Consider the following 17,318-nt stretch of genomic DNA (forward strand, 5'->3'; position numbering starts at 1 on the left):
AAATATTAGCAAAAACTTTTTCATAACTATTTCTCCCACCAAACTTTTGTATTGTAAGTGTCACCTCCCATACTCTGAACGGCAGCGTTGTACTGTTCGGGGTTTTGCAGTCTTGTTACCGGAGGATACATAAATCGTACTGGCATTTTTCCATCATTTAGCAGCCCCCCATTGTTCGGCAATTTTGGATATCCGGTTCTGCGATACTCATACCAAGCCTGCTGATCGACAAAGAAAAGAGCCACATACTTCTGCATCATAAGACGCTCCAAGGTGCCATTGTATGCCACATCAGGGTGATTAAGATACTCAGGCGTTGATTTGGCATTCCATTGCTCCAGGGATGCCTGAACACCTCTGTCATAAAATGTTTTTGCATCTCCAGGGATGACATTTTTTAGAGCTAACTCAGCTAAGATAAACTGTAGCTCAGAATACCCCATAATTTTCAGCGTTAGTGGCGTCTTGGCCAGAGCCTGATTGAGATTGGATGGGTTGTAAGTGAACTTCGTTCCGCTTTTATAGCCAGCCGGCGCGCCCTTATATCCTATATCCTTGTTAGAGCCAAGTTCTCTTGCCTTGCTGAAAAATGTTGGGCGCCGTGGATCCTCCGTTTTATTAAGATAATCCACAAAAAACTCTGCGGCGGCGCGCCCAGTCGTAAAATCCTGTGGACGAACAATTGGCGCATCAAAAGGAGCAACGCCGGTAGCTAATACGAAGGCGCTATCATCATTATTAGTAAAAATGGGGTAAGTAGCGGGATTTGAGATAATCTTATTGATTCTGTTTTTTACATCTATCTCGCCGTCTTTGTTAAGAATTCTTAGCAACATCCTGAGCGAGAGTGAATTGCAGAATTTCTTCCATTTTAAAACTCCTGCAGCATTCTCATTGGCATGATACATCTGATCCGGGCCTTTCAGAGTTTCCGACAGTAAAAAAAGTGAATTCGCTTTTTCCAGGTCGTTCAGCAGCTGGATGTAGACTTCTTTTTGATGGTCAAATTTTGGCGTCCTTATATTTTCTTCCTGGCGGAAGGCTTCGCTGAAAGGGACATCACCGAAACTGTCAGTAAGATTTTGAAAGCCCCACGCCCTTAAAACCAAGGCGACTGCCTCATTATTTTTATTCCCTTCCTTCTGCGCAAGTTTCAACATTTCATTTATCTGCATCTGCCATCTGTAGGTGCTGTTCCAGTAGCCTACGCCAGTATTTTCGGTGAAATAATATCTTGACACCGTATTGCCCTCATTGGGAAAAGGAATGCTGTACTGCATTATTTCAAATCCAAAATTATTGGCACGCATATACGCTTCGCTCGCCATTTCAAACAGCGCAGGATTCAGCAGGTTTTCAGAATTGGCCTCAACCTGCTTCGAAAAGTCGATATTCGTTTCTTCGAAATCATTTGTGCAGGAAGACGATGCTGTAAGAAGTGATACAGCCGCTATTATATTTAAAAACTTCTTTTTCATAGTGTTTTAGAATTTTACATTAATGCTTATGCCGAAGGTTCTGGTAGATGGAAGTGCGCCTATGTCTACGCCGGGCGTGATATCGGCATCGTCCATAGCTGCAGTTTCCGGGTCGAAAATTGGAAAGTCTTTTGTCCACATAGCTAGGTTTTTACCGTACAAAGCGATGGAAAACTCCTGAAGTTTCATACTTTGCGTCACATTCTTATTGAACCTATAGCCAATTCTTGCATCTCTTAATTTGATAAATGATGCGTCAAACGAGTTGGTTTCAACATTGGCACGACGATAATAGTCACTATACCATCTGCTAACCAGCACCTCTTTTGTATTTGGCGAATAAGAGCCATCCGGATTTTGGACCACACCTTCTCCAACCATCATTCCACCCGGATTATCTCTAAAACGAAGCGTATGCTTCAATTTGCCTTGCTCGGACATCTTATGGTGTGTTTGAGAATATACGATACCTTTATATTGCCCGTCGAACGACACGGCAAAATCAAAATTCCCCACGCGTAAAGAGTTTTGGATTCCTGCACGCCATTTTGGGAAGGCGTTGCCTACTTTTTCTACATAAGAATTGCGTGCTGTAAATCCATCGGAGCCGTATACTACATTGCCCTGTGGATCACGCACAAGCTTATATCCGTACAAATCCCCTAGAGAGCCGCCTTTTACAGCGTTAAAATATACGGTACCTGCTGTGGCGTAGGTGTAGCCTTGTGGATCATCCGCGTATATTTCAGGGACTTCAAGTATCTTATTTCTGTTCATCGACCAGTTTGCGCCTATAGTCCATTGAACGCCTTTAGTTTTTACAGCCACTACATCAGTGCTCAATTCTACGCCGCGATTTCTTACCAAACCACTATTAATTAATCTCCTCGTATAACCGGTCTCTATGAGCACAGGTACCGCATATACCTCGTTTTTAGTGCGGTTTTCATAATAAGTAGCGTTGAATGTCAATCGGTTTCTGAACATATTTAAGTCAAAACCTCCTTCGATATTGGTGTTAAATTTTGGCTTCAAATCCGGATTATACATCCTGCTTTGCAGTACATATGAATCATCATAAAATTCAATCGGATCATAATATCTCGTCAGTTGATAAGGCGAAGTACCAAAACCTGTCTTAGCCCAACTCCCGCGAAGTTTGAAGAGATTGATCTTTGTTCCTAATTCAAAAATATTGTTCAAAAGAACGCTAGCACTTACAGAAGGGTAGAAGAATGACCAATTTTTCTCTGGCAATGTACTTGTCCAATCATTTCTTCCGGTGAAGTCAATGTATACTTTGTCATCAAAGCCAACATTCACCATACCGTAAACAGAGTTTGTCTTTTTGTCATAAGGAAGGTATCTCCTATCCACGGACACACCATTTTCTAATGTGTAGATACCAGGCTCCACAAGTCCTTTAGCCACATTTCTCTTGGTGCGACGACGGAAATCCCTCAAGCTCCCCCCAATAGAAGCGCGCATATCAAATCTCCCAAAATCGTTTTTGTAAGTTGCAAGTAAATCGTGATTTAAATCGCGCGTATCAATTTTGGTTTCAGTAAACTGTCCTTTTCCAAATTTAGCAGAATTCCATGGCCTGCGTTCCCAGCGGTTGTCTCTGGTGAATTCCGCACCAGTCCTAAGCATTAAATCAAGGTTTGGGGTGATGGCATAATTTAGAGTGACACCACCGAGAACATTGTTTTTGTTCATGGCGTTCGTCATTTCGTACGCAATCAAATATGGATTATCAATGTACGAACTAAATGGGTGAATCTGCTCCTGCTGATATTTATCCTTCTTCCAAATCGGGCGATACCAGGCAAGGTCTATATTTGGATTTTGGAAAATCATAAAATAATTGATTGAATGGTTATTATAACCGGTAGCCGGAAGGTTGTCCGAATTTGTATTAGAGTAAATAACTTTAAAGGCTGCCTTGAACTTATCAGTAATATTAACATTGAAGGTGTTGTTGGTAGTAAAGCGCTCAAAGCCGGTATTTGGCATAATCCACTCGTTTTTAGTGTAATTTAGTGACGAGCGGAAATTCATTCTTTGCCATCCTGCATCTAGAGTTAGTGTATTACTGTAATTTGTACCTGTTTGGAAGAAATCTTTTACATTCCGTTTGTATGGCCTCCATAAAGTACGCTCAGCGCCCTGCCCTTCTACATTAGGGTCATACTGGAAATAATATTGCCCTTCGAACTTAGGGCCAAAAGCACTTGAAGTAGCCCCAGTACTTACCCCATCAGGCGATGCTCCGTAAGAGTAATATGTAAGACTGGAGCTACCGCCCTGACCGTACTCATATTGCCAGTCCGGCCACTTTAGTACTGTCTCAAAGCTGGTGTTCGCGATGTATCCAATATTCAATTTTCCACTTTTCCCCCTGCCGGATTTGGTCGTAATCATTATGGCACCATTGGCACCTCTTTCACCATAGAGGGCAGAGGCAGAGGCACCTTTTAGCACGGTTACAGATTCGATATCCTCTGCATTGATACTGTTAAGAATATTTCCATAATCAATAGGCACTTCTGTGGTTGAGCCGTAAGCAGGGGCACCAGTCCCCACAATCTGCTGGTCAATGGGAATCCCATCTATTACAATCAAAGCAGCATTATCCGCATTTACCATTGAAGTTTCCCCGCGGAGCTTTATTCTTGCGGTTTCCAGCGGGCCTGCATTCGGCGTTAATACCTTCAGCCCAGCTACCTTACCTTCCATTGCGGTAGCGAAATTGTTAAACTGGGCGGTTTCAAAAACCTCCTCGTTAAGCTTCTCCGCCGAGTAGCCCAAGGCTTTCTGCTCCCGTTTTATTCCGAGGGCCGTCACCACTACCTCCTTGATCTGCCTTTCCCGAAGGGTATCCTGCACGGGAGGATTTTGTGCAGTCTGTGCTGCGAGCTCACAGGACAACAATCCAGCCGCTGCAAGCACAATAATCTTCTGAACGCTTTTTTTCACTTGTTTAAATTTTGAAAGCAAAGTTAGAGCGCATTTCTGGGGCGAATGTTAATGGATGTTTAATTTTAGGTTAACATTTTTTTGGGAAAAATCAAAAAAGAGCAACTTTTAATAGTTTAAACTTCTAAGGCTCAGCAGGATAGGCCTCAAAGCAAAAATTTAATATTGCCCATCGCAAATTTATCCGTATACAAGGCTGTTAGCCTTATCCAACCATCTTTTTATCCTAATAAAAAAACCGCCAGCCATAGCGGCAGGCGGCGATATAGTCATAAAAAATTTCAATGCGAAAGCATCTCAGCCGGGATATTCTGCTCAGGGATCCCGATGCTGGAGATGCCCACATCCAGCACCTGCCCCATATAGTCCTCGAAGTATAGCACCTCTATTTTGTGGTAACCTTCCTCCAGCGCCACTATGCCCTCTTTGCGCTGCGCGCTGTGTCCGCCATCGTTATCTACAATGGTTTGGCCATCTATTTTAATAACGGAGCCGTCGTCAGAGTAGCTGTAAAATTTATAAAAAGCAGTCTCGGGAATGCGGATATACCCGCTAAAGGACAGAGCAAAGTGGTCATCTGCGGCGGCATTCTCAAGGTCTATTTTAGTTGCAGTACCGCTTTTCAGTTCTTTCAGGTTCCCAATTTCCTTTACCGATTTTACTTTTCCTTCGTAATAACTGTAATGCAGGCCTTCTTTACTTGGTTTCACATTCTGCGCTTTCAGAACTTTGGTTTTTTCGCTAATTTCCGAAAGCCCGGACGGGAAACTGTAAGGAAATTTCCTGCCGGAAGGCAGCGACAGATAGGATGAAAAAGCAAACTGATCTTCTTTTAAAGTTATCACTCTGCCGCCCTGCTCCAGCCTGCCGTAGCCATCGTTGCCGGTCTTCGCACCGTAGCCAAGCGCAACCCCGCGGTAGCTTCCGATATAATTGTTATCGTGGTCGTGCCCGCAGAAAACGCCAATTACATCCTTGCGCTCCAGGATAGCGGCCATCAAGCCACTGTTTACCGCCGCCGAAGATACATCTTCATTTGCTTCTCCCACTTTTGCCGGGTCCTTCGCCACCACCGCGAACTCCGGCAACGGGATATGGAAGAACATCAGCGCGGGCAAAGTTTTCCCTGCAGATTTTTCAATCCGTTCGCTTTCTTCGGCGTACCAGGAGATTTGGTCGCGCTTAATCCACGCATAGTTGCCAAGCTTAGGGTTGCGGGTGTAATCCCCGCTGTCTAAGAAATAAAGCGTAGCGGCCGGTTTGTTGGTTTTTGAAGAATGCACCGGGAGCGAGAAATTTGCAACGCCTGCCACAGAGCCCTTTTCACCAACAAAATGCGGGAAAGTTTTCAGAAAATCAAAAGATTGTGCATTAGTCCAGTCCTGCTCGCCATCGTGGTTTCCGAAGACCAAAGTCCACGGCACGCCTGCCTCCTCTATGATTTTGCCCAGGTTTCTCCAGCCGTCCCTCATCGGGATACAGTTGACATTATCGCCATCCAGCACGATGAAATCAGGCTTTTCAGCCGCTATTATCCTGCGGAGGGTTTCCGTAGTTTTATTGGTATATTTCGGCTCATTGCTCCAGTGTATATCCGTAAACTGGAGGATTTTAAGCTCACCATCAGAATTAAATTTTAGCTGATTTTTCTGCGCGTACGCCATTGCTACGGCAGAAAGCAACAATGCAAAAAAGAATTTTTTCATGGTTTAATATTTAGCGCGTTCAAGATTTTATAAAAAACTGCGGTATTTTCATAAAAACCGACAAACCGCTCTGCCCCGGAGCCATAGGCGAAAACGGATACCGGCAGCGCGGTGTGGTCGTTGGTGCTCTGCTGAGCAAATATGCGCCCAGTTTTCAGATCTCCATCCAGCAGCGTGACGCCGCCGGTTTCGTGGTCGCCTATTACGATTACGAGGGTTTCCCTGTTCTCGTCTGCGAATCGCATCGCCCTGCCCACTGCCTCGTCAAAATCGAGCAGCTCGTCCACCATTTTGCCGAATTCATTGGAATGCAGATTGATATCCGTGCGGGAAGCTTCTGCCATTATAAAAAAACCCTTTTTATTCCGGCTTAAAACTTTTAGAGTTTTTTCAAGAGTATTAATAAGCCAGTTGCCACGCTCGGCGAAATTTTTTGAAGCCAAGGGATCCATTATCAATGCTCTTTCCCCTTGAAAATCCGCAATTTCGGAATTACTGAAGATGTTAATTTTTTGTGATTTAAATTTTTCCTTCTCCGCCTCGGAAAGTTCCACTGCCGGTGCGCCGGCGAGGATTTTCACTCCAGAATCCGCGAACTGCTGAAGGATCGTGCGGCTGTCGTCCCGGTTGTCCGTATGCGCGTAGAAGTCTGCAGGCGTGGCATCTGTAACATCGCCCGTGGAGATGAGCCCGCTCACGATACCTTTTTCTTTCAAAATTTCCGGCAGAAGGCGCAGCGGCTTGCCCAGAGGATCTACCCCTACGAAATTATTATTGGTCTTTACCCCGGAGGAAAACGCCGTGGAACCTGGCGCGGAATCCGTGACAAAAGCATTGGCAGAGTTGGTTTTGGAGATCCCGGTGTAAGGCATTCTAAAAATATTCAGGCTGCCGCGGTTGGCTGTGTATGCCGCGTAAAGCTGAGGTAGCGCCACGCCGTCGGCAATCATTAAAACGACATTCTTAGCCCGTGTTTTAAATTTGGGAAACTTCGGGTGGTAAGCCTCAAAGGAAGTGTGGCTGCGGTACTCATTCTTTGGAATTTGGTTGAGGAAGGCTGCCAGCTCGGGGATTTTGTCGGTATTGATGAAATCCGCGCCTGCATCCATAAGGTTTACCCAGGCATTCGCAAAATCCGGCGCACCCCAGAAGCGGATGGCCTTGCCCTGCAGATGCGCCTGCCGAACAGCTTCCCGCACTTTCGCCGATTCCTCATCCCGCATAATGCCCTTACCATTCCATTTGGTATAATCCCTGAGCGGCGCACTGAACATGCCCACCCTTCCCAGCTGATCGGGCGAGTATTCTTTCGTTAAATCTCCGTCAAAAAAAAGATATTCAGGGTAATTTTTGAACTCTGAAGGCTGCGGCACATTGCCCGTAATGATGAGTTTCACAGTTTTATTCTGCGTAATAATCTGATACTTAGAATCCAGCAGGCGCACCAGCGCGGGCAATTCTGATCTGTAATCGCTCTTCATTTCTATGAAAAGTATCAGCTTCTCCATTTTATCTGCGCGGATGCTGCCATTGTTTTCGCGGAGTAAGACGGCGATGGGCTCCAGGTAAAGCTTCTCCAGGGTACGATCTGAAGTGAGCTCGTGCGGGTCGTGGCCAATCAAAAGCTGATTGTTTTGGTAAAACACATCTGCCTCAATGGAGCCAAAACCCGCATAATAGGCCGTCCAAAAAGGTATGGGCTGATGATAATCGTTGTGGGAATGCGCATTCCGCACGGAATAATCGGAAAAATTTTGCGCAGAAAGTTCTGCGCAAAATCCTGAAACCAAAAATATAAAGAAAAATAGTTTTTTCATGACACTACAGCCCTTTACCAGCCCTCGTTTTGTTTGATGATACCTTTACTGTTTGTGATCACGCGCTGCGGCACCGCCCACACATTATGCACACTCGGGTTGAATGTTCTTGCCGGCCATACTACTTTGCCATCCACCCCGTGGAGTGGTTTGGCGTAGGCCGCCTGAGCATCGCCCCAGCGTACAAGGTCGCGGTGACGGTCTGCCCATTCCCCGGCAAGTTCGCATCTGCGCTCGTGTTTCAGGTCTGCCATTGTGGCATTGGTTTTAGGAGATAGCCCTGCTCTGCGACGGATCATATTAATTTCTGCATCCGCATTTTTTCCTTGTTTAAGTAGTGCCTCAGCCTTGATGAGGATTACTTCTGCATATCTCATGATGGGTACGGCGAGGTCTGTATTGGGATAGTCTCCATCGGGGCTTACATGGCCGGCTTTCAGATCATATTTGAAGGCATCCATGTACTTATTAAACTGGTAGCCACTCAGTGAGTTCGTGGAAGAGTATGAGCGTTCTTTGCCGTTGAACATAAATTTGTCTCCAGGCTTCAGAATGGTGACTTCTCTTCTCTCATCTCCCGGCTCAAATTCATCGTAAAGTTCCTTGGTGGGCTGAAAATAGCCCCAGCCATTATATTCGCCCCAGCCTTTGTTCTCCAGCATTACCCCGGGCAAGATGCTGCCCCACGCCCCGAACCCGGGAGTGGAAGGTACGGAGTGGATGTACTCGGAGCCATAGTTGTTTTCTGCTTTAAATACATCGGCATATTTTGGGAGAAGGGCACGCTTGCCATCAGTCATTACCTTTCCGGCCCAATATTCAGCATTTTTCCAATCTTCCATGAAAAGGTAAGTTTTAGCGAGAAGCGCCATCGCGGCCACTTTATGAGGGCGGCCATAATCGGTAGCCGGCAGGGCTTCCTGCGCCGGGAGCAGGTCTACTGCTCGTTTCAGGTCTCGGACGATCATGTTGTAGTTTTCCATCACATTTGCGGCACGCGGGATGGCTTCCAGCGATGCCTCAGCTGTGGGATCTACTATCGGCACGCCGGCTTTGCTGTTGCCGTAGTTTGAAGCAAGTTCAAAATACATCCTGGAGCTCATAAAAAGCGCCTCTCCGAGATATTTGTTTTTAACCTGCTGACTTGCCTGAATCCGGTCGATATTTTTAATAATCTGGTTTGCGCGGAATATTATCGTATAGCGCATATCCCATTGCTTGTCCAGATCACCGGCGCCGATGTAGGCGCTGCTGAAGTTTTTAGCATTATCTGCCTCGCCCTTGGAGCGGCCTGTAATCATATCATCAGATGCGTTGATGTACCAAAACAAGCCTCTGCCGTAGAATTCAGAATCGTAGATCAGGCGGTACATTGCATTGGCACCGGTAATCAGATCGTATTCGGTATTCCAGAAGGTAGCCTCTGTGGGCGGCCCTTGGGGGGCGATGTCCAGCTCCCTGTCGCAGGATGTAAGAGAAATTGCTAAGAAAGATGCGGCAATTATTTTATTCCAGTTTTTCATATTTAGTTTTATTTTTTAAAGTCCAACATTTAACCCGAAGAGAACGGTGCGCGCCTGTGGATAGCGGCCAATATCAATACCATAGTTATTCATCCCCACTTCAGGATCGAAGCCTTTGTAGTTTGTAAAGGTCACAAGGTTATCTGCCGTGATGTAAATTCTGACTGATTTGATGTCGATCATCTCGGTGTATTTCAGCGGGAGCGTGTAGCCCACGGTAAGGTTTTTCAGGCGGAGATAATCTCCTTTCTCAATGTAGAAATCCGACACGCGTGAGTAGTTCCCGGAAGGGTCCCCAATCGCCAAGCGAGGGATAGAGGCACCGGTATTGTTCGGCGTCCAGGCGTTGAGGATATCTGTATCCATATTGTAATTCTGTCCTGTACCGCCCGGGTTCAGGGTGATGAATTTCAGCCCGTTGAAAATCTTGCTACCGTACACCCCCTGGAAGAATGCGTTGATGTCGAAGCCTTTATAGCTGAAATTAGCGCTGAAGCCGTAGTTGAGTTTAGGATAAGGATTCCCGAGGTAAACCATATCATCGTTGTTCAGCCTGCCGGTATTGCCTTCTTTTTTAAGGAATTTAATGTCGCCGGGCTTCGCATTCGGCTGGATCAGCACTCCATTGGCATCCTTGTAATTATTGATTTCCTCCTGAGACTGGAAGAGACCCGCAGTTTTATAACCGTAGAATGAGTACAAAGCATCGCCCACGACTACTCTGGTAGGATATAGCACGCCGCGGACACTGTTGTTCATCGCAATCTGCTGTACCGGCATTTCCTTCACCTTGTTCTGAAGGTGGCTCAGGTTGGCATTAAAGCTGTAAAAAATCTCTCTTGCGCGCGGTCCCTGAAAGTTGAGGCCGATCTCGTATCCTTTATCCTCAAAAAGCCCCGCGTTTATGAAGGTGGTCTTGTAACCCGCCGTGATTGGCAAAGGCACTTCAAAAATCTGGTCTTTGGATTTTTTGATGAAATAATCTGCGGTGAGCGTCAGGCGGCTGTTCAGGAAGCCCATATCGATACCGAAGTCAGTCTGCTCAGATTTACCCCATTTCAAATTAGGGTTCGGGTATACACTTGGGAAGTATGCTACATTCGGCTGAGGGTCCTGGCCAAATATGATGTAATTTTCCCTCCTCATTACTGGATTTACAGCGTCATACGATATGCCGCCGAGATTCCCCAGCACACCATAGCTCGCACGCAATTTGAAATCCCTCATCCAGCTTACATTCTCAAAGAAGCTCTCTCTGCCAAGGCCCCATGCCCCGGAAACAGCGTAGTAGTTTTCATAACGGTTATCTTTAGATACCATAGAGGATCCGTCGCGGCGGCCCAGCAAGCTTATAATGTATCTGCTTCTATAATCGTAATTCACGCGGCCAAGCAGCGATGTGAGCGCATCAGAATATTTATAGCTGGATACATTTTTATTATCATTGGCATTTACCAGATATTGGTAGTTTGGGTGCTCATTTCTAAAATCCTCCCCCCTTGCTGAGAAGCCATCTGATATGTTTTTCTGGAATGTATAGCCTACCGTAGCATCTATAGTATGACCGCTGAATGTTTTTTTATAGCTTAGAATCTGTTCGGCAAGGCTGCTGGACATGTTGCTGGAATTCTGCTCAAGCCTGTTGAAGTCGAATATCTTTCCAACCTCTAACACACGGTGCGTGAATTCCTTGCTGTCTGCCAGGCGGAAGGTTTGTGAAAAGTTTGAACGGAATTTCAGCCCGTCCAGCAGGGAGATCTCAACATAAGGATTGATAAGAATCTCGTGGGTTGGGTTTTTATAGGTAAGTCTTTTCAGGTAGGCCACGGGGTTGATCATATCGCCGTAGCTCCCTGCCACGCTGATCGGCAGGCCGGAGAAATTTCCGTTCTGATCATAGACAGGAACATTCGACGGGTAATACATTGCTGCGAGAATAGCGCCCGTATAGCCGCTGGCCGTGTTGGCCGAATTGCCGTCAGAAAAATGATAATACATATTTTCGCCGATTTTCAGCCAATCATTTACCGTGTGGTCGGAATTTACCCGGAAGCTATACCTTTTAGCCTGGGTGTTGTCTAAAATTCCCTCCATAGAGCGGTGGTTCATACCAACGAAGAAACGAGAGCTGTCCCCACCGCCCGTCAGGTTGATATTGTACTCCTGAGTAACACCCGTGCGAAATATTTCCTCCACCCAGTCAGTTCTCGTAATAGCGCCATCAGGATATTTAGCAGGATCAAAAGCATCTGGAACCGCCTTCCCTTCATTCTGGTAGGCCTGCGTCATCACGCTCTGGAATTCAGAAGCATTTAGGGAATGCCTAAGTTTCCAGGCCTTGGAAATCCCATATTTAGCATCCAGCTCTACATTTAGAGCGCCTCTTTTGCCTTGTTTCGTGCTAATAAGAACCACACCACCGGAAGCCCGCGCTCCATAGATGGCGGCAGAGGCGTCCTTCAGCACAGAGATGGATTCAACATCATTCGGGTTAATGTTCGGCGTACCTTCGAAAACTACGCCATCTACCACATACAGGGGAGCCTCACCATTGATGCCCCCAAGGCCGCGGATATTTACGCGCGGTGAGGAAGTCGGATCACCGCCCTCATTGATCACAGTGACGCCAGGAGCCTTCCCCTGAAGTGCGGAACCTACTCCTGAGAGCGATCTGGAGCCGATTTTATCCAGCTCTACCTGAGATACCGCGTTCGAAACTTTGGATTTCCTCTGGCTGCCGTATCCGACTACCACCACCTCTTCGATTGTTTTCTCTCTGAGGCTGTCTGCCGTCTGAGCCGCCATGGTTCCGATGCACAGCAGCGAAACCGGGATGAATAGTTTGTTCATAAAGATTTGCTCAAAATTTTCATGGCAAAATTATATCGGCAAAACCTTTTTTGAGCGAATATCATATTAATAAATTATTAAATTAATCGGCTGTTTTTTTACATATTTGTTAAATTTTGAAAGAAATGACATTTATCATAAACATTATGATTCCAGTTTAAGAGATTGCAATCCACAAAAAAAAGCCACCCTATGAGGATGGCTTTTCTTAATGCAAAAAACTCGATTACTTCACCACAACTTTCAGGCTCTGGCCTTCGCTGGTTTTGATGATGTAGATGCCTTTCTGAAGACCGGCAGTGCTCACCGCAGAAGCTTTAGCGCCCTTCCTCACCAGCTTGCCAGTCATATCGTAAATCTCAAAATCCACCGCTTTGCTGAAATGCAGATCAGCACCCTGATTCACAGGGTTCGGATAAGCGGATAGGCCGTTTCTCACGCTGCGCTCATTCGTCTTCAAAATTGAGCCGCCCAATTCATAAATCGAAATGGTGCCGCTGATTTCGTTGGCCACCAATACATAGCCCTTGCCGTTGCCAGAATCTTCCTGCGAAATGTACAGCACGCCTTCCGGACCAAGGTCTCCTTTTTCACGCGCATTCTGATAATCTACGAAAACAGGGCTCTGCGGATTGGTAACATCGTACGCCAGAACGCCGCCCACTCTTTCCAGCGTGATGAACGCGAAAGTTTTCCCGCCGATTTCCGCCAACGCTACGCCTTCAGGCTCAGGGCCTTTGGAATGGCTCCTGCCTTTTATCTTCACTTTTTCGTGGTCGGAATTGAAGAACTTCGGATACTTCGCCAGCGTAATGCGCTCAATCTGATCGCCGCTGTCGAAAACCAGCTGCTTTGTATCGGCGTTGAAAATCGAGAACGACCTTGCGCCCACATTGTTGATTTCTTCAAAAACGCCGTCCCCATCGTTATCGCCATTCAGGTTCGTTACACGGAATCTGCCCAGGTTGTAGCTCTGTTTCAGCATTTCAGCCTGTGGGAAATTCGCAGGGTTCAGTTTATAATTGGCGTTGCCCACCGTGGTTCTTTCGTTCAGAGCGCTGAATTCTTTCTCGTCGCCTTCGTTGGCGGTGATGATGTAGTTCACGCCGTTCACCTGGTAAGTCTGCGCTGCATCAGGGATGTAGAAGGACTTCACGGGCCAGTTGGCAATTAGGATTTCACCGTTGCTATCGCTCGCATCAAAACCGTTGCCCGGCTGGCTCGTATCCTTTTTGCCAAGGCCCCAAACATCAGTCAGCGTCTTAGTCGCCAAATCGATTTCCGCGATGCCGTTATTTTCCTGAAGCGTTACAAAGGCCTTCCTGCTGTCCGCCGTTATCGTAATGTATTCCGGCTCAATGTCTTGGTAAATCGTGTTGTCTTTCTTCAGGTGCCTCAGGCCTTTGGCAATCAGTTCATCCTGGGTGAATTTCTTGAAATCCACAGTGGTCACCTGGCTTTGCGAAAGATTCGAAATTCCGCCGGAAATATCGATGATGCTCACCGTGCCCTCAGGGTCATTGTCGTACGCAGCGTTTGGCTCGCCTTCATTAGCCGTCAGAACTAATTTTCCGTCTGGCGAGAAAGTCACCATATCAGGCAGCGCACCCACGGTAACCTGCTTCAGGAAATCACCGTTTGGATTGAAGAAAACCACGGAACCATTTTGCTGTTCGTCCGCATTTGGCGAAACTATGGCCACCAGATCATTCTTCACGGCCACGCTCGTTACGCCACCATAAGGCTTCATATCGATGGTTTTGAAAACCGACGGCATTTCAGGGTTGCTGAAATCGATGATGTCTACCACGCCAGTTATAGCACTGATGGCGAAAAGCCGCTTGGTTCCCGGGTGAAACGCCAGGATCTCCACAGAGCTTTTGTTCGCGCCTGAAGGATCGAAGCTTCCCTTGTAGTTCATCGTAAGTTCCGTGGTGCTTTGCGGCGCAGCCTTGTCATTATCCACTATGTAAACCGTGGCCAGCGTATTGCCCTTAGTTTCCGCATTCACAGGGTTTTGCAGTTCCAGGTTAAAATATTCGGCATGCTGCTCATTCGCATCGCTGTCATCGATTATAGGGATGCTCACCGCATACTCCGTTTGCCCCGGTACGATGGTAATGGTCTGATTGCTGAATGAAAAATCGCTGCCGTTTTCCGCCGTGTTGAATTCCGCAGGTTTCAGCACCAGGTCCACGCTTCCAGCTACAGGATTTTCAACTTTAACGATGAAATTCAGCGTGCCGGCATTTTCCTTCACGCTAATGAAGTTTTTATCAAAAGAAACTGTCGCAGGCGTATTTTGCTGCGCGATGCCGCTATCCAGCGTGAAATTATCAAAGCGGTTGTTCCCTTTTGTTCCGCCGCCAGCCTCGGAAAATTCTACCTTTAGCTTAAAGTTCGGGTTGTTGTTCGCCGCAGCTATTTGGGTAAAATCCAGCGTTATCAGTTCAGGGTTGCCGTCCTTAGGATTTACCGTCTGGAAGTTCGTCCAGCTGCTACCATCCGTGGTGTAATACCAGGTTTGCGTGCCGGCACCCTGGCCAGAACGCCTTGTGGCAAATTTCACCACGATGTTATCGTAGCCTGTCGTAGGCAAAGAAAAAGTGAGAATGCCATCAATCGGGTTGTTATAGCGAAGGTGCGCACCCGCAGGATCGCCGTTTCTCGCATTCAGATTTTCAACATCGAAGTTCTGCTTCGTTCCGCCGGCAGGATCGATTTTACTCACTGCGGTATTTGTAGCCACGATGGAAGCGCCGTTTACCAGGCTTACATTGGGCGCAAGCAATTTAGCTTCTGTGGAATTGTCGTTAAAATTCCAGTAGTGCACCAGGGTTTGTGCCGTGCCGAAAGACGATGCGGCAAAGGCCGTCATCACCAGGCCTTTAAAGAGCAGATTTTGTTTCATTGCAATTTTTTGTGAAACGCAAAAATCATCAAAAACTGCCGAATTTCGATAAGAAATTTGTTAAGGAATTGTTAAATCAAAAGCTTATGGCAGCTTTCTTTTAGCCAATGGGCATCTTGGCTCTCAAGTCTTGGTTCTCAGATCTAAAGCCTTAGCTCAAAAGCCCTACATCCTGTCCACAGTCTCAATCCCGAGCAGTTTCAGCGATGATTTTATCACCGCCGCTGTTTGCCGCGAAAGTTCAATGCGGAAGTTTTTCACCGCCTCATCGCCGTTGTTCAGAATCGGGTTGTTCTGGTAAAACGAGTTGTAAGATTTCACCAAATCATAAACGAAATTGGCGATGAGTGCGGGGCTCAGGCTTGCCGCCGCCTTGGAAACCGTTTCTCTGTAGCTGCCAATCAGCGCCATTAGTTCCTTCTCAAACGCATTCAGCGAAACATTGGCAAAATCCATTTTTCCCGCACCTTCTGCCTTGGATAAAAGCGACTGAATCCGTGCGTAAGTGTACTGGATGAACGGCCCCGTATTGCCCTCGAAATCCACGCTTTTCTTCGGGTCGAAGAGCATTTTTTTCTTCGGGTCCACCTTTAGCATAAAATATTTCAGCGCACCAAGCCCTATGATCTCGTAGGATGCCTCCTTTTGCGCTTCGCTCAGGCCTTCCATCTTGCCCAGTTCCTGCGCCTTAGCCTTGGCCGTTTCGTACATTTCCTGCATCAGGTCGTCGGCATCCACCACATTGCCTTCGCGCGATTTCATTTTGCCCTCCGGCAATTCCACCATCCCGTAAGAAAGGTGGTAAAGGCTGTCCGCCCATTTGTAGCCCAGTTTTTTAAGGATTTTAAACAGCACCTGGAAATGATAATCCTGCTCATTTCCCACGGTGTAGATGAGTTGGGTAATCTCGTTTTGTTCAAACCTTTGCACCGCCGTTCCCAAATCCTGGGTCATATAAACCGAGGTGCCGTCCGCACGAAGCAGCAATTTTTGGTCGAGACCTTCATCCGCCAAATCCACCCAGACGGAGCCGTCTTCTCTTCGGTAAAACACACCTTCATCTAAGCCTTTCTGAATCAAATCTTTGCCGAGAAGGTAGGTCTCGCTTTCGTACTGAATCTGGTCAAAAGATACGCCGAGCCTTCGGTAGGTTTCGTTGAAACCGGCATAAACCCAGGCATTCATTTCGCGCCAAAGATTCCGCACGGCTTTGTCGTTCTGCTCCCATTTCACCAGCATTTCCTGCGCTTCCAGTATGCTTGCCGCCTGCCTTTTCGCCTCGTCTTCTCTAAGGCCTTTCTCCTGTAAGGCCCTGGCTTCATCCTTGTAAACCTTGTCGAACTCCACATAATATTTCCCGACAAGGTGGTCACCCTTCATCCCTGAATTTTCTGGCGTTTCCTTTCTGCCGGATTTTTCCCACGCCAGCATCGATTTGCAGATGTGTATGCCACGGTCATTGATGATTTGCGTTTTGATGACATCGTAGCCGTCTTCCTGCAGGATTTGCGAAACCGACCAGCCCAGAAGGTTGTTCCTGATGTGCCCAAGGTGCAGCGGCTTATTGGTATTCGGCGAGGAGAATTCCACCATTACGGTTTCGTTGCGCTGTGGTTTCTGGCGAAGGTTTTCAATGCCTTGGCGGAAATCTTCCAGCAGGTGTTCATCTTTGATTTTAAGGTTCAGGAAGCCCTTCACCACATTAAAGCTCTCCACGAAAACCAGCCGTTCCTGAAGCCTGCCCCCCAATTCCTTCCCGATTTCATCAGGGCTTTTCTTCAGCAGTTTCACCAGCGGAAAAATCACCACCGTAAAATCGCCTTCGAAGCCATCCTTCGTCGGCTGAACTTCCGGCGCAGCATTCTCCAGCTGAAAATCATCCTTCAGCACACTCAAAATTACCGAAGCAATCGTCGCCTTTATACTCATCTGCAAAAATTCTCCCGCAAAGATAATAAGATTGATGCTAAGGATGGTTGAGGATTAGGTTCAGGTTAAGGCTAAGGTTGAGGATACAGTCTGCTAATGCATATTTTAAAAATGGTCAAGGGCTT

At 46.9% G+C, this 17,318-nt stretch carries 8 protein-coding genes; all 8 read right to left on the minus strand.

What is annotated here, in order from left to right; genetic code table 11:
• Nucleotides 1-26 precede the first annotated feature (26 nt).
• Nucleotides 27-1,478 carry a SusD/RagB family nutrient-binding outer membrane lipoprotein gene (locus tag BUB43_RS08585; RefSeq protein ID WP_073180197.1) on the minus strand — a complete coding sequence of 484 codons (1,452 nt, stop codon included), beginning with the start codon at nt 1,476-1,478 and terminating at the stop codon, nt 27-29.
• A 6-nt stretch (nt 1,479-1,484) separates the two neighbouring features.
• Entirely contained in the window at nt 1,485-4,457 is a 2,973-nt protein-coding gene (locus tag BUB43_RS08590; RefSeq protein WP_073180199.1) for a SusC/RagA family TonB-linked outer membrane protein, read from the minus strand.
• 281 nt (nt 4,458-4,738) lie between these two features.
• Nucleotides 4,739-6,163, minus strand: coding sequence for a metallophosphoesterase (locus BUB43_RS08595; RefSeq protein ID WP_073180201.1), 1,425 nt, complete (start codon nt 6,161-6,163; stop codon nt 4,739-4,741).
• On the minus strand, nt 6,160-7,953 hold the full coding sequence (locus tag BUB43_RS08600; protein ID WP_260200709.1) for an alkaline phosphatase: 1,794 nt from the start codon (nt 7,951-7,953) through the stop codon (nt 6,160-6,162). The genes BUB43_RS08595 and BUB43_RS08600 overlap by 4 nt, the downstream gene beginning before the upstream one ends.
• 41 nt (nt 7,954-7,994) lie before the next feature.
• Complete coding sequence (locus BUB43_RS08605) at nt 7,995-9,503, minus strand: RagB/SusD family nutrient uptake outer membrane protein (protein WP_073180205.1); 1,509 nt, start codon at nt 9,501-9,503, stop codon at nt 7,995-7,997.
• Between the two features lie 15 nt (nt 9,504-9,518).
• Nucleotides 9,519-12,353, minus strand: coding sequence for a SusC/RagA family TonB-linked outer membrane protein (locus tag BUB43_RS08610; RefSeq protein ID WP_073180207.1), 2,835 nt, complete (start codon nt 12,351-12,353; stop codon nt 9,519-9,521).
• A 226-nt stretch (nt 12,354-12,579) separates the two neighbouring features.
• A complete protein-coding gene (locus BUB43_RS08615; protein WP_073180209.1) occupies nt 12,580-15,264 on the minus strand; it encodes a choice-of-anchor I family protein in 2,685 nt (894 codons plus the stop codon).
• Between the two features lie 165 nt (nt 15,265-15,429).
• Nucleotides 15,430-17,193, minus strand: a complete 1,764-nt coding sequence (gene argS, locus BUB43_RS08620; RefSeq protein ID WP_073180211.1) for an arginine--tRNA ligase — start codon at nt 17,191-17,193, stop codon at nt 15,430-15,432.
• Nucleotides 17,194-17,318 lie beyond the last annotated feature (125 nt).

Origin of the sequence: Cruoricaptor ignavus, assembly GCF_900141665.1 — a bacterium.
GTDB classification, from domain to species: domain Bacteria; phylum Bacteroidota; class Bacteroidia; order Flavobacteriales; family Weeksellaceae; genus Cruoricaptor; species Cruoricaptor ignavus.